19 protein-coding genes are annotated in these 19,312 nt (G+C 65.8%); 8 read left to right on the top strand and 11 right to left on the bottom strand.

Annotated elements, in window-relative coordinates:
- Window positions 1-49: 49 nt before the first annotated feature.
- The 7 genes from AC13GF_RS17940 to prpB form a co-directional block, all read right to left on the bottom strand.
- Window positions 50-1,510: a bifunctional 2-methylcitrate dehydratase/aconitate hydratase gene (locus AC13GF_RS17940; protein ID WP_483005522.1), complete on the bottom strand. Its 1,461-nt coding sequence runs from the start codon at window positions 1,508-1,510 to the stop codon at window positions 50-52.
- Window positions 1,511-1,634: 124 nt separating this feature from the next.
- The gene (gene prpF / locus AC13GF_RS17935; RefSeq protein ID WP_483005521.1) at window positions 1,635-2,813 is read right to left on the bottom strand and encodes a 2-methylaconitate cis-trans isomerase PrpF; all 1,179 of its coding nucleotides are present in this window, start codon (window positions 2,811-2,813) and stop codon (window positions 1,635-1,637) included.
- A 3-nt stretch (window positions 2,814-2,816) separates the two neighbouring features.
- Entirely contained in the window at window positions 2,817-3,179 is a 363-nt protein-coding gene (locus AC13GF_RS17930; RefSeq protein WP_483005520.1) for a type II toxin-antitoxin system RelE/ParE family toxin, read from the bottom strand.
- A complete protein-coding gene (locus tag AC13GF_RS17925; protein WP_005410653.1) occupies window positions 3,176-3,418 on the bottom strand; it encodes a type II toxin-antitoxin system ParD family antitoxin in 243 nt (80 codons plus the stop codon). The genes AC13GF_RS17930 and AC13GF_RS17925 overlap by 4 nt, the downstream gene beginning before the upstream one ends.
- Before the next feature lie 100 nt (window positions 3,419-3,518).
- The gene (acnD, locus tag AC13GF_RS17920) at window positions 3,519-6,137 is read right to left on the bottom strand and encodes a Fe/S-dependent 2-methylisocitrate dehydratase AcnD (RefSeq protein WP_483005519.1); all 2,619 of its coding nucleotides are present in this window, start codon (window positions 6,135-6,137) and stop codon (window positions 3,519-3,521) included.
- Window positions 6,138-6,234: 97 nt separating this feature from the next.
- The gene (prpC, locus tag AC13GF_RS17915; protein ID WP_010482770.1) at window positions 6,235-7,392 is read right to left on the bottom strand and encodes a bifunctional 2-methylcitrate synthase/citrate synthase; all 1,158 of its coding nucleotides are present in this window, start codon (window positions 7,390-7,392) and stop codon (window positions 6,235-6,237) included.
- A 36-nt stretch (window positions 7,393-7,428) separates the two neighbouring features.
- The gene (prpB, locus tag AC13GF_RS17910; RefSeq protein ID WP_005418360.1) at window positions 7,429-8,322 is read right to left on the bottom strand and encodes a methylisocitrate lyase; all 894 of its coding nucleotides are present in this window, start codon (window positions 8,320-8,322) and stop codon (window positions 7,429-7,431) included.
- A gap of 154 nt (window positions 8,323-8,476) precedes the next feature.
- Here prpB and prpR point away from each other — a divergent pair, with 154 nt between their 5' ends.
- Window positions 8,477-10,060, top strand: a complete 1,584-nt coding sequence (prpR, locus tag AC13GF_RS17905) for a propionate catabolism operon regulatory protein PrpR (protein WP_483005518.1) — start codon at window positions 8,477-8,479, stop codon at window positions 10,058-10,060.
- Between the two features lie 74 nt (window positions 10,061-10,134).
- Here prpR and AC13GF_RS17900 read toward each other — a convergent pair whose 3' ends face one another.
- Window positions 10,135-10,596 carry a DoxX family protein gene (locus tag AC13GF_RS17900; protein ID WP_483005517.1) on the bottom strand — a complete coding sequence of 154 codons (462 nt, stop codon included), beginning with the start codon at window positions 10,594-10,596 and terminating at the stop codon, window positions 10,135-10,137.
- 922 nt (window positions 10,597-11,518) lie between these two features.
- Between AC13GF_RS17900 and AC13GF_RS17895 the strand changes: the two genes are divergently transcribed.
- On the top strand, window positions 11,519-11,917 hold the full coding sequence (locus tag AC13GF_RS17895; protein WP_483005612.1) for an imm11 family protein: 399 nt from the start codon (window positions 11,519-11,521) through the stop codon (window positions 11,915-11,917).
- A 147-nt stretch (window positions 11,918-12,064) separates the two neighbouring features.
- On the opposite strand, the gene AC13GF_RS17890 is transcribed toward AC13GF_RS17895, so the two are convergent.
- Both AC13GF_RS17890 and pdxH read right to left on the bottom strand, forming a co-directional pair.
- Entirely contained in the window at window positions 12,065-12,409 is a 345-nt protein-coding gene (locus tag AC13GF_RS17890) for a YqfO family protein (RefSeq protein WP_483005516.1), read from the bottom strand.
- A 9-nt stretch (window positions 12,410-12,418) separates the two neighbouring features.
- Window positions 12,419-13,018 (bottom strand): pyridoxamine 5'-phosphate oxidase, encoded by a 600-nt coding sequence (gene pdxH, locus AC13GF_RS17885; RefSeq protein ID WP_483005515.1) that lies wholly within the window; start codon window positions 13,016-13,018, stop codon window positions 12,419-12,421.
- A 40-nt stretch (window positions 13,019-13,058) separates the two neighbouring features.
- Between pdxH and AC13GF_RS17880 the strand changes: the two genes are divergently transcribed.
- The gene (locus AC13GF_RS17880) at window positions 13,059-13,886 is read left to right on the top strand and encodes a kinase (protein WP_483005514.1); all 828 of its coding nucleotides are present in this window, start codon (window positions 13,059-13,061) and stop codon (window positions 13,884-13,886) included.
- Window positions 13,887-13,892: 6 nt separating this feature from the next.
- On the opposite strand, the gene AC13GF_RS17875 is transcribed toward AC13GF_RS17880, so the two are convergent.
- Window positions 13,893-14,096 carry a dodecin family protein gene (locus AC13GF_RS17875; protein ID WP_005410663.1) on the bottom strand — a complete coding sequence of 68 codons (204 nt, stop codon included), beginning with the start codon at window positions 14,094-14,096 and terminating at the stop codon, window positions 13,893-13,895.
- Between the two features lie 98 nt (window positions 14,097-14,194).
- Between AC13GF_RS17875 and AC13GF_RS17870 the strand changes: the two genes are divergently transcribed.
- From AC13GF_RS17870 to mdtD, 5 genes are all read left to right on the top strand, one after another.
- Window positions 14,195-14,737: a shikimate kinase gene (locus AC13GF_RS17870; RefSeq protein WP_483005513.1), complete on the top strand. Its 543-nt coding sequence runs from the start codon at window positions 14,195-14,197 to the stop codon at window positions 14,735-14,737.
- Window positions 14,734-15,846: a 3-dehydroquinate synthase gene (aroB, locus tag AC13GF_RS17865; protein ID WP_483005512.1), complete on the top strand. Its 1,113-nt coding sequence runs from the start codon at window positions 14,734-14,736 to the stop codon at window positions 15,844-15,846. The genes AC13GF_RS17870 and aroB overlap by 4 nt, the downstream gene beginning before the upstream one ends.
- 122 nt (window positions 15,847-15,968) lie before the next feature.
- Window positions 15,969-16,208 (top strand): WGR domain-containing protein, encoded by a 240-nt coding sequence (locus AC13GF_RS17860; protein WP_032127800.1) that lies wholly within the window; start codon window positions 15,969-15,971, stop codon window positions 16,206-16,208.
- A 26-nt stretch (window positions 16,209-16,234) separates the two neighbouring features.
- Window positions 16,235-17,317 carry a uroporphyrinogen decarboxylase gene (gene hemE, locus AC13GF_RS17855; RefSeq protein ID WP_483005511.1) on the top strand — a complete coding sequence of 361 codons (1,083 nt, stop codon included), beginning with the start codon at window positions 16,235-16,237 and terminating at the stop codon, window positions 17,315-17,317.
- Window positions 17,318-17,409: 92 nt separating this feature from the next.
- A complete protein-coding gene (gene mdtD / locus AC13GF_RS17850) occupies window positions 17,410-18,819 on the top strand; it encodes a multidrug transporter subunit MdtD (protein WP_010482759.1) in 1,410 nt (469 codons plus the stop codon).
- The last annotated feature ends 493 nt before the right edge of the window (window positions 18,820-19,312 follow it).

Raw genomic sequence — 19,312 nt, 5'->3', positions numbered from 1 at the left:
TGGCAGGTTGAATGGAATTGCCGGCCAGCGGCCGGCACTACCGATTGCCCTACCCCGGCAGGTACAGGTCCACGTAGTCGGTCACCGGCATCGCGGCCAGCGCCACCGGGTCCAGCGAAGCGGCCCAGATGCGCTGCTGCTGGGCGGTCGGGAAGCGATGGGCCAGGTGCCGGCGGAACTTGTCCATCAGCAGCGGGATGCCCTCCTCACGGCGCCGGGCGTGGCCGAGCGGGTACTCCACCAGCACCTCCGGCAGTTCGCTGCCATCGGTGAAGCGCACGCCCAGGCCGTTGGCGATGCTGCGCTTGTCCGGGTCCAGGTAATCGGCGCTGAGCTGCGGATCCTCGTGGCAGGCCATCTTCGCGCGCAGCGCATCGATACGCGGATCGGCGGCAACGTCATCCTCATAGTCCTCGGCCACCAGCCGCCCATGCAGCAGCGCGATGGCGACCATGTACTGCACGCAGTGATCGCGGTCGGCCGGGTTATGCAACGGGCCCTGCTTGTCGATGATGCGGATGCAGGCTTCCTGGGTCCGGATCGCGATATGCGCGATGTCCTCGACCCGGCGCCCCATCGCACGCAGCTGCTGGTGCAGCGTGATCGCCGCCTCCACCGCGGTCTGGCCGTGGAACTCGGCCGGGTAGCTGATCTTGAACAGCACGTTCTCCATCACATAGCTGCCCAGCGGTCGCTCCAGCGTCAGTGCCTGACCGTGCATGGACACCGCTTCAAAACCCCAGGTCGGTGCGCTGAGCACGCTGGGGTAGCCCATCTCACCGCTGGCTGCCATCAGTGCGAGACGAACACCACGGCTGGTCGCATCACCCGCCGCCCAGCTCTTGCGCGAGCCGGTGTTGGGTGCGTGTCGGTAGGTGCGCAGGGCCTGGCCGTCCACCCAGGCCAGCGACAGCGCATTGAGCATGCGTTCGCGATCCAGCCCGAGCAGCTGCGCAACCACGGCGGTGGTAGCCACCTTGACCAGCACCACATGGTCCAGCCCGACGCGGTTGAAGGAGTTCTGCAGGGCCAGCACGCCCTGGATCTCGTGCGCCTTGATCATCGCCAGCAGCACGTCGTGCACGGTCGGCGGCGGACGACGCAGGGCCTGCGCGTTGCGCCCCAGCCAATCGCAGACGGCTAGGATGCCGCCGAGATTGTCGGAAGGATGGCCCCATTCGGCGGCCAGCCAGGTGTCGTTGAAATCCAGCCAGCGCACCATCGCGCCGAGGTTGAAGGCCGCCTGCACCGGGTCCAGCACGTAGTGCGTACCCGGCACGCGCGCGCCGTTGACCACGCTGATGCCTGGCACCAGGGGACCGAGCAGCTTGCTGCAGGCCGGGAAGGACAGCGCTTCCAGGCCGCAACCCAACGTATCAAGCAGGCAATGATGCGCGGTCTGGAACGCCAGCGGTGAGTCGATGCGGGCGTCGCGTACGTAGTCGACGATATCCACCAGCAGCGCATCCCACGCTGCACGCTCGTTGGATGGGGTGTGGTTGATGGACATCGTCGATCTCCTCGTTGCGGTGCACCGTTGCCCGTGCACCATGCCAACCAAGGTTGGCATCTACCAAAGCAATCGGTCTCTGCGGCCTGGTAGTCGCCAACCTTGGTTGGCGTTTACCAACGCATCACTCGGCCGGTACCCGCACCCTGCCTTCCATCAGCACGCGGGCGCTGCGGCTCATGATGGCCTTGGTCACTGTCCACTGGCCGTCAACGAAGCCGGCCTGCGCGCCCACGCGCAGCGTGCCGGAAGGATGACCGAAGGTCACTGCCTCGCGTTCACCACCACCAGCCGCCCGATTGACCAGGGTGCCCGGAATCGCCGCGGCGGTGCCGATCGCCACCGCAGCGGTACCCATCATCGCGTGGTGCAGCTTGCCCATCGACAGCGCACGCGCATGCAGGTCGATCGCCGAGGCCGGGATCGCCTTGCCACTGGACGACACGTAGTCCTGTGCCGGTGCCACGAAGGCCACCTTCGGCGTGTGCTGGCGGGTCGCCGCATCTTCCAGACTCTTGATCAGACCCATGCGCAAGGCGCCGTAGGCGCGGATCTTCTCGAAGCGCTCCAACGCTCCCTTGTCTTCGTTGATCGCCGGCTGCAGTTCGGTACCGCTGTAGCCCAGGTCCGAGGCATTGAGGAAGATGGTCGGAATGCCGGCGGTGATCATGGTCACCTCGAAGCTGCCCACGTCCGGCACGTCCAGGGTGTCGACCAGGTTGCCGGTCGGGAACATCGCGCCCGCATCGCCGTCATCGGACGGATCGATGAATTCCAGCTGGATCTCGGCCGCCGGGAAGGTCACGCCGTCCAGCTCGAAATCGCCGATTTCCTGTACTTCGCCACCGCGCATCGGCACGTGGGCGATGATGGTCTTGCCGATATTGGCCTGCCAGATGCGCACGGTGCACAGGCCATCGCGCGGCACGCGGGCCGGATCGATCAGCCCGTTGGCAATCGCGAACGGACCCACCGCGGTGCTGAGGTTGCCGCAGTTGCCGCTCCAGTCGACGAAGGCGGTGTCGATCGAGACCTGGCCGTACAGATAATCCACATCGTGGTCCGGCACGGAGGCGGTGGAGATGATCACGCACTTGCTGGTGCTGGACGTTGCACCGCCCATGCCGTCGGTCTGCTTGCCGTACGGATCGGGCGAGCCGATCACGCGCATCAGCAGCGCATCGCGTGCGGCGCCCGGCACCTGCGCGGCCTCGGGAAGATCCTGCAGGCGGAAGAACACGCCCTTGCTGGTGCCACCGCGCATGTAAGTAGCGGGAATACGGAGTTGCGGGAGGAAGGTCATGGATCAGTATCCTGGATGCGACGAACCAATATCGGGGTTGAGCTCCTCGTCTTCGAACAGTGCTTCCATGCCCCGCGAAGCGTTCCAGATGCGCACGATGGAAACGTGCGCAGGTAGCTCCACGTAGTAGACCAGGTAGCCGTCGAAGCGACGAACCGGATGAAAACGCAATGGCGCTGGCAGTGAGGGCAACAGATCCGCATGCAGTGCGGAACCAGCACCCGGGTGGGCCTCGATCAGCTTGACGACGGATTCCACCGCATCGATGAAGCCGATTTCCAGCACTTCTCCGCCCTGATCTGCATACCAAGCTGCTGCCTGGTCAAGATCTCGAACCGCTGCAGGGGACCAGTGCGAAGGTTTCACTTGCGGTTCCGTGCACGCTCACGGAGCTTGTCAAAGTGATCCGGCGCCAGAGGTGCCGAAGGACCAGAAGCCAGCCCCTCGGCAATCAGCTGCTTGAGCAGTTCTTCGGCCTTGCTGCGCTGTCGCTGGCGGATCAGGTCACGCACATAGTCCGACGTACTGGAGTAGCCGCCTTCGCGCACTTCTTCGTCCACGAACTGCTTGAGTGGGTCGGTCAGCGAAATGTTCATGGTGGCCATGAAACTCTCCTTTGGCAGTTTTTGCCAAGTCAGTGTGCGCCCCGCTCTGGTGTCGGACAAGCCCGCCCCCGGCCTCCGGGGGCAGGCATTCAGCCGGCTATCACGCCACCTTGGCGCCTTCCAGGAAGTCCTGGGCGAAGCGCTGCAGCACGCCGCCGGCTTCGTAGATCGCTACTTCCTCGTCGCTGTCCAGGCGGCAGGTGACCGGCACGATCACGTCCTGGCCGTCGCGGCGGTGGATGACCAGGGTCAGTTCGGCACGCGGGGTACGCTCGCCGATCACGTCAAAGGTCTCCGTGCCGTCAATGCCCAGGGTCAGGCGGGTGGTGCCCGGCTTGAACTCCAGTGGCAGCACGCCCATGCCGATCAGGTTGGTGCGGTGGATGCGTTCGAAGCCCTCGGCCACGATCGCCTCCACGCCAGCCAGACGCACGCCCTTGGCGGCCCAGTCACGCGAGCTGCCCTGGCCGTAGTCGGCACCGGCGATGATGATCAGCGGCTGCTTGCGGTCCATGTAGGTCTCGATCGCTTCCCACATGCGCATCACCTTGCCTTCCGGCTCCACGCGCGCCAGCGAACCCTGCTTCACGCTGCCGTCGTCGTTGCGCACCATCTCGTTGAACAGCTTCGGATTGGCGAAGGTGGCGCGCTGCGCGGTCAGGTGGTCACCGCGATGGGTCGCGTAGGAATTGAAGTCCTCTTCGGGCAGTCCCATCTTCGCCAGGTATTCGCCGGCGGCGCTGGAGGCCATGATCGCGTTGGACGGCGACAGGTGGTCGGTAGTGATGTTGTCCGGCAGCACCGCCAGCGCGCGCATCCCTGCCAGCGTACGCTCACCAGCCAGTGCACCCTCCCAGTACGGCGGGCGGCGGATGTAGGTGCTCTGCGGGCGCCAGTCGTACAGCGGGCTGACCGCGGCGCCATGCTCCACGCGCACATTGAACATCGGGTTGTAGACCTTGCGGAACTGCTCGGGCTTCACCGAGGCCTTCACCACCGCGTCGATCTCGGCGTCGCTCGGCCAGATGTCCTTCAGGCGTACCTCATTTCCATCGGCATCCACGCCCAGCACGTCCTTCTCGATATCGAAGCGGACGGTGCCGGCGATGGCGTAGGCGATCACCAGTGGCGGCGAGGCCAGGAAGGCCTGCTTGGCGTATGGATGAATGCGGCCATCGAAGTTGCGGTTGCCCGACAGCACAGCCGTGGCGTACAGGTCACGGTCGATGATTTCCTGCTGGATCTTCGGGTCCAGCGCACCGCTCATGCCGTTGCAGGTGGTGCAGGCGAAGGCGACGATGCCGAAGCCGAGCTGCTCCAGGTCCGGCAGCAGGCCGGATTCTTCCAGGTACAACTGCACGGCCTTCGAGCCCGGCGCCAGCGACGACTTCACCCACGGCTTGCGCTGCAGGCCACGCGCGTTGGCGTTGCGCGCCAGCAGTGCGGCGGCAATCACGTTGCGCGGGTTGGAGGTATTAGTGCAGCTGGTGATGGCGGCGATGATCACCGCGCCATCGGGCATCAGGCCCTGCGCCTGCTCGGCCTTGCCCGCTTCCAGCTTGGCTTCATCGGCAATGCCGCGCTCGGCCAGCTCGGCGGTGGCCACGCGCTTGTGCGGGTTGGACGGGCCGGCCATGTTGCGCACCACGCTGGACAGGTCGAAGCGCAGCACGCGCTCGTACTGCGCGGTGGCCAGGTCATCGGCCCACAGGCCGGTGGTGCGTGCGTAGTTCTCCACCAGCGCCACCTGCGATTCCTCGCGGCCGGTCAGGCGCAGGTACTCGGTGGTCTGTGCGTCGATGTAGAACATCGCGGCGGTGGCACCGTATTCGGGGCACATGTTGGAGATGGTGGCGCGGTCACCGATGGTCAGCGCCGCGGCACCCTCGCCGAAGAATTCAAGCCAGGCACCGACCACGCGCTCCTTGCGCAGGAACTCGGTCAGGGCCAGCACCACGTCGGTGGCGGTGATGCCCGGCTGCGGGCGGCCACTCAGTTCGACACCTACGGTGTCGGGCAGGCGCATCCACGACGCGCGGCCCAGCATCACGTTCTCCGCTTCCAGGCCGCCAACGCCAATCGCGATCACGCCCAATGCATCCACGTGCGGGGTGTGGCTGTCGGTGCCCACGCAGGTATCCGGGAAGGCCACGCCGTCCTGCACGTAGACCACCGGCGACATCTTCTCCAGATTGATCTGGTGCATGATGCCGTTGCCTGGCGGAATCACGTCCACGTTCTCGAAGGCCAGCTTGGTCCAGTCGATGAAGTGGAAACGGTCTTCATTGCGACGATCTTCGATCGCGCGGTTCTTCTCGAACGCCTGCGGATCGAAACCACCACATTCCACTGCCAGCGAGTGATCGACGATCAGCTGCACCGGCACCACCGGATTCACCTTGGCCGGGTCACCGCCCTTGTCGGCGATCGCATCACGCAACCCCGCCAGATCCACCAGCGCGGTCTGGCCGAGGATGTCGTGGCACACAACGCGCGCCGGGAACCACGGGAAATCGAGGTCGCGACGGCGCTCGATCAGCTGCTTCAGCGAATCGCTGAGCGTGGCTGGATCGCAGCGGCGCACCAGATTCTCGGCCAGCACGCGCGAGGTGTACGGCAGGGTGGCGTAGGCGCCGGGTTGGATCGCATCGACAGCGGCACGCGCGTCGAAATAATCCAGCGCGCTGCCGGGGAGGTTCTTGCGGTAATCGGTATTCATGGGCTGGCGGAGTGCTTGGGGCGGGCCGGGTGCCGGCGGTGCGGCGGCGAAAGCATCCGGCCGGCACGCGGCCGGCCGGATGGGTACAGCAGGTGGATCAGACGCGCTTGTCGATGGCGACGAAGTCGCGGTCTTCCGGACCGATGTAGTTGGCGCTCGGGCGGATGATCTTGCCGTCGATGCGCTGCTCGACGATGTGCGCGCTCCAGCCGGCGGTGCGGGCGATCACGAACAGGGGAGTGAACATTGCGGTCGGCACGCCCATCATGTGGTAGCTGACGGCGCTGAACCAGTCCAGGTTCGGGAACATCTTCTTGATGTCCCACATCACCGACTCCAGGCGCTCGGCAATGTCGTACATCTTCATGCTCGACTGTTCTTCGGACAGCTCGCGGGCCACGTCCTTGATCACCTTGTTGCGCGGATCGGAGACGGTGTAGACCGGGTGGCCGAAACCGATCACCACTTCCTTGCGCTCGACGCGGGCCTTGATGTCTTCCTCGGCCTCATCGGGAGTGTCGTAACGCTTCTGCACTTCGAATGCCACTTCGTTGGCACCGCCGTGCTTCGGACCGCGCAGGGCACCGATGCCACCGCAGATCGCGCTGTACATGTCGCTGCCGGTACCGGCGATGACGCGGCAGGTGAAGGTCGAGGCGTTGAACTCGTGTTCCGCGTACAGGATCAGCGAGGTGTGCATCGCCTTCACCCACGATTCCTGCGGCTTCTCGCCGTGCAGCAGGTGCAGGAAGTGGCCACCGATCGAGTCATCGTCGGTTTCCACGTCGATGGCGCGGCCGTTGTGGCTCCAGTGGTACCAGTACAGCAGCATCGAACCGAGGCAGGCCATCAGCTTGTCGGCGATGTCACGCGCGCCCGGATGGTTGTGGTCATCCTTCTCCGGCGCCACGCAGCCGAGCACGGACACGCCGGTACGCATCACGTCCATCGGGTGCGCCGACGGCGGCAGTTCTTCCAGCGCCGCCTTCACCGCAGCCGGAATGCCGCGCAGCGACTTCAGCTTGGCCTTGTACGAAACCAGCTCGGCGCGGGTCGGCAGCTTGCCGTGCACCAGCAGGTAGGCGATTTCCTCGAACTCGCTGGTGTTGGCCAGGTCCAGGATGTCGTAGCCACGGTAGTGCAGGTCGTTGCCACTACGGCCCACGCTGCACAGCGCGGTGTTGCCGGCAGCGGTGCCGGACAGGGCGACGGACTTCTTCGGCTTGAAGGTCGGGGTTGCGGTCGTATCGTTCATGTTTCCCTCCGAAAACTTGATGGTGCAGGGTACTGCTTATTTCTTGGCGGCGAACAGTGCATCGAGCTGCTGCTCGAAGGCGTGGTAGCCGATGCGGTCGTAGAGTTCTTCGCGGGTCTGCATGGTCTCCACCACATTGCGCTGATGACCGTCGCGGCGCACCGCCTGGTAGACGTTCTCGGCAGCCTTGTTGGCCGCACGGAAGGCCGACAGCGGGAACAGCTGGATGGCAACGCCGGCCGAAGCCAGTTCATCGCGGCTGAACAGCGGGGTGGCACCGAATTCGGTGATGTTGGCCAGCACCGGCACCTTCACCGCGTCGACGAAGCGGCGGTAGGTGTCCAGATCGTAGGCGGCCTCGGCGAAGATGCCATCGGCACCGGCCTCGACGCAGGCGATGGCGCGCTCGATGGCCTTGTCCACGCCGTCCACCTGGATGGCGTCGGTACGCGCGATCAGGAAGAAGTCCGGATCGGTCTTGGCATCGGCGGCAGCCTTCACGCGGTCGACCATTTCACCCTGCGAGACGATTTCCTTGCCCGGACGGTGACCGCAGCGCTTGGCGCCGACCTGGTCTTCAATGTGGCAGGCGGCCGCGCCGGCCTTGATCAGCGACTTCACGGTGCGCGCGATGTTGAACGCACTCGGGCCGAAGCCGGTATCGATGTCGACCATCAGCGGCAGGTCGCAGACATCGGTGATGCGGCGCACGTCCACCAGAACGTCTTCCAGGGTGTTGATACCCAGGTCCGGCAGGCCCAGCGAGCCCGCGGCAACACCGCCGCCGGACAGGTAGATGGCGCGGAAGCCGGCGCGCTTGGCCAGCAGTGCATGGTTGGCGTTGATCGCGCCGATCACCTGCAGCGGCGATTCGGCAGCCAGCGCCTCACGGAAGCGGGCACCGGCGGAGAAAGGGGCGGAAGCGGTCATGCGGCAATCCAGGTTGAAGTACGGGAAAGAGAGCGCAAGCACCATGCCAAGCTGCAAGCCGTTGATTTCACGGGAATGACGCTCATGCAACAGTGAAACATATGAAACATTGAAACGGATGTATCATGAAACACCCCACCCGCCTCCCGCCGCCATGTACCTGCCCCGCTCGCCCCTGCGCCATGCCGACGCCGACCCCGGTCGCCCGGTGATCTGGACCGTCAGCGTCTCGCGGCTGACCGGCCTGCTCGGCGACGTCATTCCGGAGTTCGACCGCCGCGCGCGTATCGAGCAGATCAACCTCGGCTTCGAGGAAGCGGTGGATGTGATCGGCCAGCGCCTGCGCCGCGAGCACTGCGACGTGGTCATCGCCGGCGGCTCCAACGCGGCCTGGCTGCGCGGCCGGCTTGAGCTGCCGCTGGTGCCGATCCAGGCCAACGGCTTCGACCTGATGGAAGCGCTGGCCCGTGCCCGCCGCATCGCCAGCCGCATCGGCCTGGTCACCCACGCCAGCGACGTGCCGGTGTTCAGCAACTTCCAGCAGAGTTTCGGCCTGGATATCGAGCATCGCCGTTTCGTCACCCGCGAGGATGCGCGCGACTGCATCGCCGACCTGCGCGCCAACGGCATCGAAGTGATCGTCGGCACCGGCATGGCCATCGACCACGCCGAACAGGCCGGACTACCCGGCGTGCTGCTGTACTCGGCCGACTCGGTGCGGCAGGCATTCGAACATGCGCTGGAACTGACCCAGACCCTGGCCCGCTCCAGCAGCAACCGATCCGCCCCGCGCCGGCGCCCGGCAACGCGTGCCGACACGCATGAACTGCTCGGCGACAGCGATGCAATGGCGCATGTGCGCGCACAGATCGCGCTCTATGCGCCGCACGACAGCACCGTGCTGGTCAGTGGTGAAACCGGCACCGGCAAGGAACTGGTGGCACGCCAGCTGCACGCCGCCAGCGGCCGTCGCGGACGCTTCGTCGCGCTGAACTGCGGCGCCATCAGCGAATCGCTGCTGGAGGCGGAGCTGTTCGGCTACAGCGATGGCGCCTTCACCGGCGCACGTCGTGGCGGCCGTGTCGGCCTGGTCGAGGCCGCAGACGGCGGCACGCTGTTCCTGGATGAGATCGGCGAACTGCCGCTGCCGCTGCAGACCCGCCTGCTGCGGGTGCTGGAAGAACGCGAGGTACTGCGTGTGGGCGCCACCGAACCGACCCCGGTGGACCTGCGCGTGGTGGCCGCGACCCTGCAATCGCTGGAACAGCGCGCGGCAGCCGGCAACTTCCGGCGCGACCTGTATTACCGCCTGGCCGCGCTGCGCATCGCCCTGCCCTCGCTGCGTGCCCGGCGCGGTGACATCCCGCTGCTGGCCCAGCACTTCTTCCGCCAGTTGCGTGGTATCGACGCGCCACTGGATGAGGATGCACTGGCGGCACTGACCGCCGCCGAGTGGCCCGGCAACGTGCGCGAACTGCGCAATCTGGTGGATCGCCTGCGCATCCACTGGCAGCCCGGTGAAGGGCTGATTGATGCTGCGCGACTGCTGCAGCTGGCACCCGAACTGGTGAATGAAGGCGCCGCTGCGCTACCGGTGGAAAGCAACGGCAGGCGCCCGCTGCGTGCGCAGTTGGAAACGCTGTTGCAGGAACACCGCAATGACCGCGAGGGGATGGCGCAGGCGCTGGGCGTATCACGGACCACGCTATGGCGCTGGCTGCGCGCGGAGGGCCTGTAGAGCCGAGCCCATGCTCGGCTGATGTTCCCGCAGAAGCAGCCGAGCATGGGCTCGGCTCTACAGGGTGCGTGTCGTCAGCGCGCCCAGCGCGCCTCTATCGCGAACCGTCCACTCCCTACCGCGACAATCCACAACAGCAGCACTCCCAACGGAACTTCGGTCAGGTAGAAGAACCAGCTCAGCCAATCCGGCACGCTCAGCCCGGCAGGAATGCGAGCGATGCCATCAGTCAGTGCAGCCACCGCGCAGATACCTGCCAGCAGCAACGCCGAGGGGCGACTGAGCAGGCCCAGCACCAGCAGACCACCGGCGATCCATTCAATGCCGCCGAGCACCGGCGCACTGAACACCGGGAACGGGATCCCCGCATCGACCAGCGTATGCACCATGCGCTCGCGGCCCGCATCGGTGAACACCTTGTTCCAGCCGGACACGCAGAACATCACCCCGGCCACGATGCGCGCGAGCAGCAGCATGAGTGCTTCCACGCCGTGACGCGGCGGCGGCACCGCAAACAGGCAACGCCAGGTGGGCATGGCAACTCCGGAAATCGAGGTCATCCGTCGTAGTGTGCCGGTTGCGGGCCTGCCCGGAGATGAAGCAGATCGGCCCGATCACGACAGCGTATTCTCAGCTCTCAATCTGCAGCCTGAGATGGGCACCATCATCGCTCCGACTTGTCGCCTTTGACCCTTCAATGATTGCACGGCCAGTGAAATGCTCTCCTTCAACGCAAAAAGATAGAGCAATCACTTGCCGATCTCCTCACCCGATTCAACATCGGAACACCCTGCCGTAACTGACCTAAAACGTCACCTCGCGACGTTCTTGGAGTGGGAGACGTCACTCGACCAGTTGAAGCGAAGCCATGCGTATAGGCATGACACGATTCAACGACAAGCCATCCTCGATACCGCGCACCAAACTCTTTGCCTGCTGTTTGAGCAAGCGTTGAGCGCCAGCTCGCGAGCGAAGCTTGGCCAGCCTCGCCTGCACATACTTGCTACTGGGCGCCCTCCCGAGTTCGAGCAGCAGATCGTGCAGGTACTCCCATCACGCTACCGCCGCCCAGTCTACGTCGAGACATTGAATGCCAGGTACATTGCTCCACACAAGCAATACCGAATGGTGCTGGAGGAAGGCGAATACCGCATCGACGAAGTGAGAACACGCGTCAGCACAGACTCCCCTTGGCGCAGGCAACGAGGAATCTGAACTCCACCAAGTGAAGAAAGCCCATAAATGACTCACTACGCAATAGCACAGGATCTTCCCGCCGGCGTATTCCCAGGCGACTTGGCGGCCGTCCTGGTGGATAAGGCATACCCCGATGCCCATTCGCACGGATACCACGTGTACCCGTGGTACGCGCGAAAGCGTTATGACCCCAATCCGGTTTTCAACGACAGAATGATCCTTAGTGTTGATCACCAACATCGCATTTCTGAGATATAAAGAATATCGTCGGAGGTCTTCATCGTCAGCAACCGGATTCTCAACACGTGCCGCGAACTGCACGTGGAAATGGTTGATCACCAAGAGACCGAAATCTTCCTGCCAAGAGGAGAAACATTGAAAGGAGACTACAGCGCGGTAATTTTCAGGGCCATCGATGTCGAAGAGGCCGCAGATGAATCAAGCCAGCTCATCTACAGAAATGGACGCGTACGCCGCATGAGATCACTCCAGGTGAAAAGCGGATTCGACAAAGACCTGTACACATTCAGAGGCATGGAAAGCACCAGCGGAGCCTTGATCTGTTCGGAAATATTCCGCTCCGCCCTGGAAAATCGCGCGTTGGGAATCAAGTTCGTCGACATTCAAAATGTAGAGTGGCCAAGGATCAAGATCGTCTGATGCGGCTTGGCCGGGCACCAAGGCTCCACTCAACTTACCCTGTTCTCGGCGCGCCACAGGCAGCAACAACAGTCGATCAAGCTCGACTCTGCGATGCCGGCGAATCCGTCATTTCATCAACGCGTTCCATCCACGCATGGCGTGAATCTACCTGGTCAGCAGCTCGATTTCCTCCACCTGCACCACCGGCACCTGCCACGGGTGATGCGGCACGATGCCCCACTCGAAGATGTGCTGCAGCCGCTGCGGATCACGCGGCAGGCAGAACTCCAGGCGCACGCTGGCGACCACTTCGGTGCGACCCGCCTCACCCTGTGCGGGCGACGCACCCACGCGCGGGCGGAACTGCTCGAACCCGGGCGCCGACCACCACATGCCGTGTTCGTAGTCGCCGGCCGCCAGCGCGTCCACCGCCAGGATGCCCTGCTTCACCGCATCCAGTGCTGCCGACGGCACGAACACCACCACGCGGTACAGCGGCAGGCGTTGCATCGGATTGCCTTACGGGTACAGCAGGCGCTTGCTCCAGCGCCCTTCGGCACCGGCTTCATAGCACCAGCGTTCGTGCAGGCGGAACTGCGCGCCGTACCAGAACTCGATGCGGTCAGGCACCACGCGCAGGCCGCTCCAGCCCTCCGGGCGCGGCACGTCCTTGCCTTCGAAGCGGGCTTCGACCTCGGCAACGCGCGCGTCGAACTCTTCGCGCGTTGCCAGCGTCTTCGACTGCTGCGAGGCCCACGCGCCGATCTGGCTCATGCGCGGGCGGCTGGCGAAATAGGCGTCGGCTTCGGCGTCGGCAACCTGCTCGACACGGCCTTCAATGCGCACCTGGATACCGGCCTCGCGCAGGCTGCGCCACAGGAACAGCAGCGCGGCCTGTGGGTTGGCCTGCAGCTCCTGGCCCTTGTGGCTGTCCAGGTGGGTGTAGAACACGAAACCACGCTCGTCGAACGCCTTCAGCAGCACGGTACGTGCCGAGGGACGGCCGTGCGCATCGGCAGTGGCCACGGTCATCGCGTTCGGCTCGACCTCGCGACTCTGTTTGGCCTCGTCGAACAGGCCGGCAAACGTGGACAGGGCTTCGGCGTACAGGTCGCTCATGATTGCGTTCTTCTCACACGGATTGGGCTATTGTGGCTGCATGGCCGCTGCTGCGTATATGCCCCAGGTGAAAGGATTCCCCGAAACATTGGCCGAACAGGTGCTGGACGATGCACTGGGCAGCGGTGCAGCGGTTCCAGTATTGGCGATCAGCGGCCTGCAGGGGAGCGGCAAATCGACGCTGGCCGCGCAGGTGGTGGCGCGCGCCCAGTCGCGCGGCCTGAACGCGGCCACGCTGTCGATCGATGATGTCTACCTGACTCGCGCACAGCGCCAGCGGCTGGCCCGCCAGGTGCACCCGCTGCTGATCACGCGCGGCCCGCCGGGCACCCATGACCTGCCGCTGGCCCACGCGGTGCTGGACGCCGTGGCCGCACGCCAGCCCTTCGCGATGCCACGCTTCGACAAGCTGGCCGATGAACGCCTGCCCGAAGCGCAATGGCCGCAGCTGCAGCAACCGCTGGACCTGCTGGTCTTCGAAGGCTGGTTCCTGGGCACGCCCGCACAGGATGACGACGCGCTGGACAGCCCGTTGAACGCGCTGGAGCGCGAGGCCGACGCCGATGGCCGCTGGCGGCGCTGGTGCAACCAGTCGCTGGCCCGTGACTACCCGGCGCTGTGGCAGCGCTGCAACCGCCTGTGGTTCCTGCAGCCGCCGGATTTCTCGGTGGTACCACGCTGGCGCTGGCAGCAGGAGCAGAACCTGCAGGCCGCGCAGCCGGGCCGGCACGGCATGAGCCGGCCACAGCTGGAGCGCTTCGTGCAGTACTACGAGCGGGTCAGTCGGCAGGCACTGCGCGCCCTGCCCGCCCTCGCCGACCACGTGGTGGTACTGGACGGCCAGCGCCAGGTGCAGGACGTGCGCTGAGCACGCCTACTCCACCAGGAAGGTCACCCGCAGGTTGACCCGCCACTCGGTGATCTCGCCGCTGCCATTGGTGACCACCTTGGTCTCGTTCACCCAGGCGCCCTGGATGCCCTTGACCGTCTCGGAGACCTTCTTCAGCCCGCTGCGCACCGCGTCTTCCACGCTCTTCGGCGAGGAGGCGGTGATTTCGATGACCTTGGCGACCGTCATGGCCTTTACTCCGGCTGGCGCGGGAGACCCCGCAGGAACTCCTACCCTGACGTGAAGAACGTAAAGGCCGGGGCACGGAGGTGTTAGCATCAGAGGGCATGAATCCTGCTCCGAACCTGATCCTGATCGGCCCGATGGGCGCCGGCAAAACCTGCATCGGCCGCCGCCTGGCCGAGCGCTTCACGCTGGACTTCGTCGATGTCGACCAGGCCATCGTCGATGCCGCCGGCGCCAGCATCCCGACCATCTTCGAGCACTCCGGCGAAGCCGGCTTCCGGACCCATGAACGCGAGGCGCTTGCGCGCGTGCTGGAAGGCCGCGGCCAGCTGGTCTCCACCGGCGGCGGCGCGGTGCTGGATCCGGACAACCGTGCACTGATCGCCCGGCGCGGCTTCGTGGTCTACCTGCGGGTCAGCGTGGCTGCGCAGCTGGAACGCCTGGCCCGCGACAAAGGCAGGCCACTGCTGCAGCGCCCGGACCGCGAGCAGGTGCTGCACGATCTGGCTGCACACCGCGACCCGCTGTACCGCGGGCTGGCCGACCTCACCCTCGATACCGACCCATACACCGCTGCCGACGCGACCGCCCACCTGGTGGTCAAGCTGGCCACGCAATGGCAGCGCCAGGACCTGACCGCATGACCTCCCCCGCCCTGCTGCAGGTCGCCGTTGGCGGCGACCGCCCTTACTCCATCACCATCGGCGCCGGTGCGCAGGCCGACGGCGCCGCGCTGGCCTCGCATGTTCGCGGCCGCCACGTGCTTCTGCTCAGCGACAGCGAAGTGGCCCCACGCTATCTGGACGCCGTGAAGCAGACGCTGTTGGCCGCACGCCCCGACCTGATCGTCGGCGAGCATGTGCTGGCCGCGGGCGAAGCCTCCAAGACCCTGGCCGAATTCGGCCGTGCGATCGAAGCACTGGCCGCGCTGGGCGCCACCCGCGACGCCTGTGTGTTCGCCCTTGGCGGCGGCGTGGTCGGTGACCTCGCCGGATTTGCCGCCGCCTGCTGGATGCGCGGCGTGGACTGCGTGCAGCTGCCGACCACCCTGTTGGCGATGGTCGATTCGTCGGTGGGTGGCAAGACCGCGGTCGACATTCCGGCCGGCAAGAACCTGGTCGGCGCGTTCCACCCGCCGCGTGCGGTCATCGCCGATACCCGCGTGCTGGCCACCCTGCCGCCGCGCGAGCTGCGTGCTGGCCTGGCCGAAGTGGTGAAGTACGGCGCGCTGGGCGATGCCGTGTTCTTCGAGTGGCTGCAACAGCATGCCGATGCGCTGCTGGCCGGCGAAGACAACGTGCTTTCCGAAGCCATCGCGCGCAGCTGCCGGCACAAGGCCGCCATTGTCGAGCGCGATCCGTTCGAGAAGGGCGAGCGCGCCCTGCTCAACCTCGGCCATACCTTCGGCCATGCCATCGAGACCGAACAGGGCTATTCGGCCCCCGGCCGCGATGCGCTGAACCACGGCGAAGCGGTCGCGGTGGGCATGGTACTGGCCGCGAAGCTGTCCACCGACCTGGGCCTGGCTGATGATGCCGACCGTGCTCGCCTGCAGACGCTGCTGGAACGCCTCGGCCTGCCGGTAGCAATCCCGGCAGGCTTGGACCCGCAGGCCCTGCTCGGCCGCATGCGTCTGGACAAGAAGAACGTGGCCGGCCGCCTGCGCCTGGTGCTGTGGCGCGGCATGGGACGCGCCGAAGTGGTGCCGGACGTGGATGAGGCGGCGGTGCTGAAGGTGCTGGGCGCGGGCTGACCGTATCCGTGGTCCGGTAGTGCCGGCCGCTGGCCGGCTTCTCCGCTCATGACGTTGCCGGCCAACGGCCGGCACTACCGCGTTGCGGCCGGGGTCACCCTGGCCCCGCTACAATCGACGCCATGCACGTCTACCTGCAACATCCCGACGCCGGTGCGCAGGCACCGCGCTTCCTGCGCCTGAGCCTGCAGCCGGACCTCTTCGGCGGCTGGGAACTGCTGCGCGAGAGCGGCCGCGTCGGCAGCCGCTCGCAGCTGCGGCGCGAGCTGTTCCTGCAGGCCGACGAAGCCCGCCACGCTTTTGAGAAGGCCCGCGATGCCGAACTGCATCGCGGCTTCCAGATCCTTTCGCACGGCGACTGACGCCGCTGCCAACTTTCGTCCAAGGAATGCCCATCGTGACCAGCCCTCTCCGCAATGATCGCCTGCTGCGCGCCCTGCGCCGCGAACCGGTGGACTGCACCCCCGTCTGGCTGATGCGCCAGGCCGGCCGCTACCTGCCGGAATACCGCGCGACCCGGGCCAAGGCCGGCAGCTTCCTGGCCATGGCCAAGAATCCGGAGATCGCCTGCGAAGTCACCCTGCAGCCGCTGCGCCGCTTCCCGCTGGACGCAGCCATCCTGTTCTCGGACATCCTCACCATTCCCGATGCGATGGGCCTGGAGCTGTACTTCGTCGAAGGCGAAGGCCCGAAGTTCCGTCACCCGGTACGTGATGAAGCGGCCATCGCCAAACTGGCGGTGCCGGACATGGAACAGGACCTGGGCTATGTGATGGACGCGGTGCGCCTGATCCGCCGCGAGCTGGACGGCCAGGTGCCGCTGATCGGCTTCTCCGGCAGCCCGTGGACACTGGCCTGCTACATGGTGGAAGGCGGCGGCAGCAAGGACTTTGCGCGCATCAAGGCGATGGCGCTGAACCACCCGCAGGCCCTGCACCGCCTGCTGGAGGTCACCACCAACGCGGTGATTGCCTACCTCGGCGCGCAGCGCGCGGCCGGTGCGCAGGCGCTGCAGGTGTTCGACACCTGGGGCGGCGTGCTCTCGCCGTCGATGTACCGCGAGTTCTCGCTGCGCTACCTGCAGCGCATTGCCGAGGGTCTGGAGCGTGGCGAAGGCAGCGAGCGCACGCCGCTGATCCTGTTCGGCAAGGGCACCGGTCTGCACCTGGAAGCGCTGTCGCAGACCGGCGCCGATGCACTGGGCCTGGACTGGACGCTGGACCTGGATGAGGCGATGCGCCGCACCGGTGGCCGCGTCGCCCTGCAGGGCAACCTCGACCCGACCACCCTGTACGCCTCGCCGGATGCGATCGCCGCGGCCGCAGCACGCGTGCTCGACACCTATGCCGCCGGCAACGGCGGCTCGCGCGAGGGCCATGTGTTCAACCTCGGCCACGGCATGTCGCCGGACATGGACCCGACGCATGTGCAGGTGCTGGTCGACGCGGTGCACGCGCACAGCCAGCGCTGAACACTGCGCATGCGGTTGCGGCGCGATGTTGATCGCGCCGTGACCCGCAGTGCGCGATCATGGCCTCCCCCACGTTGCACCGGCCACACCCCATGTCCACATCGCCATCGACCTACAACCGCCAGCGCCCCCTGCTGTGGCTGGTTTCGTTGGCGATCTTCATGCAGATGCTGGACTCGACCATCGTCAACACGGCCTTGCCGGCGATGGCGGCCAGCCTGGGCGAAAGCCCGCTGCAGATGCAGTCGGTGGTGTTCAGCTACGCGCTGGCGGTGGCTACCTTCATCCCCGCCTCCGGCTGGATCGCTGACCGCTACGGCACCCGCCGCACCTTCCTGGTGGCGATCATCCTGTTCACCCTCGGCTCGCTGGCCTGCGCACTGGCCCAGCACCTGCACCAGCTGGTCGGTGCGCGCGTGCTGCAGGGCATCGGCGGTGCAATGCTGCTGCCGGTCGGTCGGCTGGCGGTGATGCGTTCGGTGCCGCGCGAAGATTTCCTGCGCGCGATGAGCTTCATCGCCATCCCGGCACTGGTCGGCCCGCTGATCGGTCCCACGCTGGGCGGCTGGCTGGTCGAGATCGCCTCATGGCACTGGGTGTTCCTGATCAACCTGCCGATCGGCGTGATCGGTTTCATCGCCGCGATGAAGATCATGCCCGACCACTACGCCAGCCATCGCACCCGTTTCGACCTGCGTGGCTACATCATGCTTGCCTTCGCGATGGTGGTGCTGTCGCTGGCGCTGGACGGCATCTCCGGGCTCGGTACGCCACATGCGCTGGTGATGCTGATGACCGTGGCCGGCCTGGCGGCGCTGGTGGGCTACTGGCTGCACGCCGCCAACTCCACCGCGCCCTTGTTCTCGCTGGCCCTGTTCCGTGTGCCCAGCTACCGCATCGGCATCCTCGGCAACCTGTTCTCGCGCATCGGCAGCAGCGCCATGCCGATGCTGATCCCGCTGCTGCTGCAGGTCGGCCTGGGCCTGGGGCCAATGAACGCCGGCCTGATGATGGTGCCGGTGGCGGCGGCCGGCATGGTGTCGAAGAAACTGGCGGTGAAGCTGGTCGAACGCTACGGCTACCGCCGCGTGCTGATGGTCAACACCGTGCTGGTGGGCCTGGCGATGGCCAGCTTCATCCTGATGACACCGGGCCAGCACCTCGCCTGGCGCCTGTTGCAGCTGGCGTTCTTCGGCGCGGTCAATTCACTGCAGTTCACTGTGATGAACACTGTGACCCTGCGCGATCTTGACCGCGAATTCGCCAGTTCCGGCAACAGCCTGCTGTCGATGGTGATGATGCTCGCCGCCGGTTTCGGTGCCGCGGCGGCCGGCAGCCTGCTGGCCGCGTTCGGCAATCACCTGGACAGCAACAGCGCCACTGCGGCACTGCATGCGACGTTCCTGTGCGTGGGCGCGATCACCCTGACCTCGACGATGATCTTCTGGCAGCTGCCGGACACCAAGCCGGAGCCACGGCAGGTCGAGCACGTCGCGGAGTGAAGGTGGTTCGGCAGGGCTGCGCCCTGCACCTGCAGAGGCCGAAGCAACAGCAACAGCAACAGCGAGCATTCCGTGGGTTGGCGGGGCGGTGTGGGCTTGCAGGACACGCCGTAAACCCATCCCTGGGGGCTCGATGGCGCCATCCATGGCGCCAACGGTCCTGCAAGCCCACACCGCCCCACCTCTGACAGATTTCCGCAATCGGGTAGATCCACGCCATGCGTGGATGAATCTCATCGAAATCGAATATTTCGAATTGAAATCGAAACGCAACCACGCATGGCGTGGATCTACTGCAGATCGCAGGATTCTGTCGAAGGCGGGGTGGGTCCGGTTGCGGGAGTGTCCGCGGCATGGATGCCGCGGCCAAGCCCCCATGGACGGGTTGCGGTGGTCTAATCAACCTGGACACTCGATAGGATCAATTTCAAGCATCGAGGTAGACCCATGGCAAAACAGATCACTCAGGGCATGAGGGACGAGGCGGTCCGCC

The organism is Stenotrophomonas sp. 22LJNL06-5-1, assembly GCF_056861455.1.
Note: the sequence above shows the minus strand (reverse complement) of the source record. Positions and strands in the feature narration are given on the sequence as shown.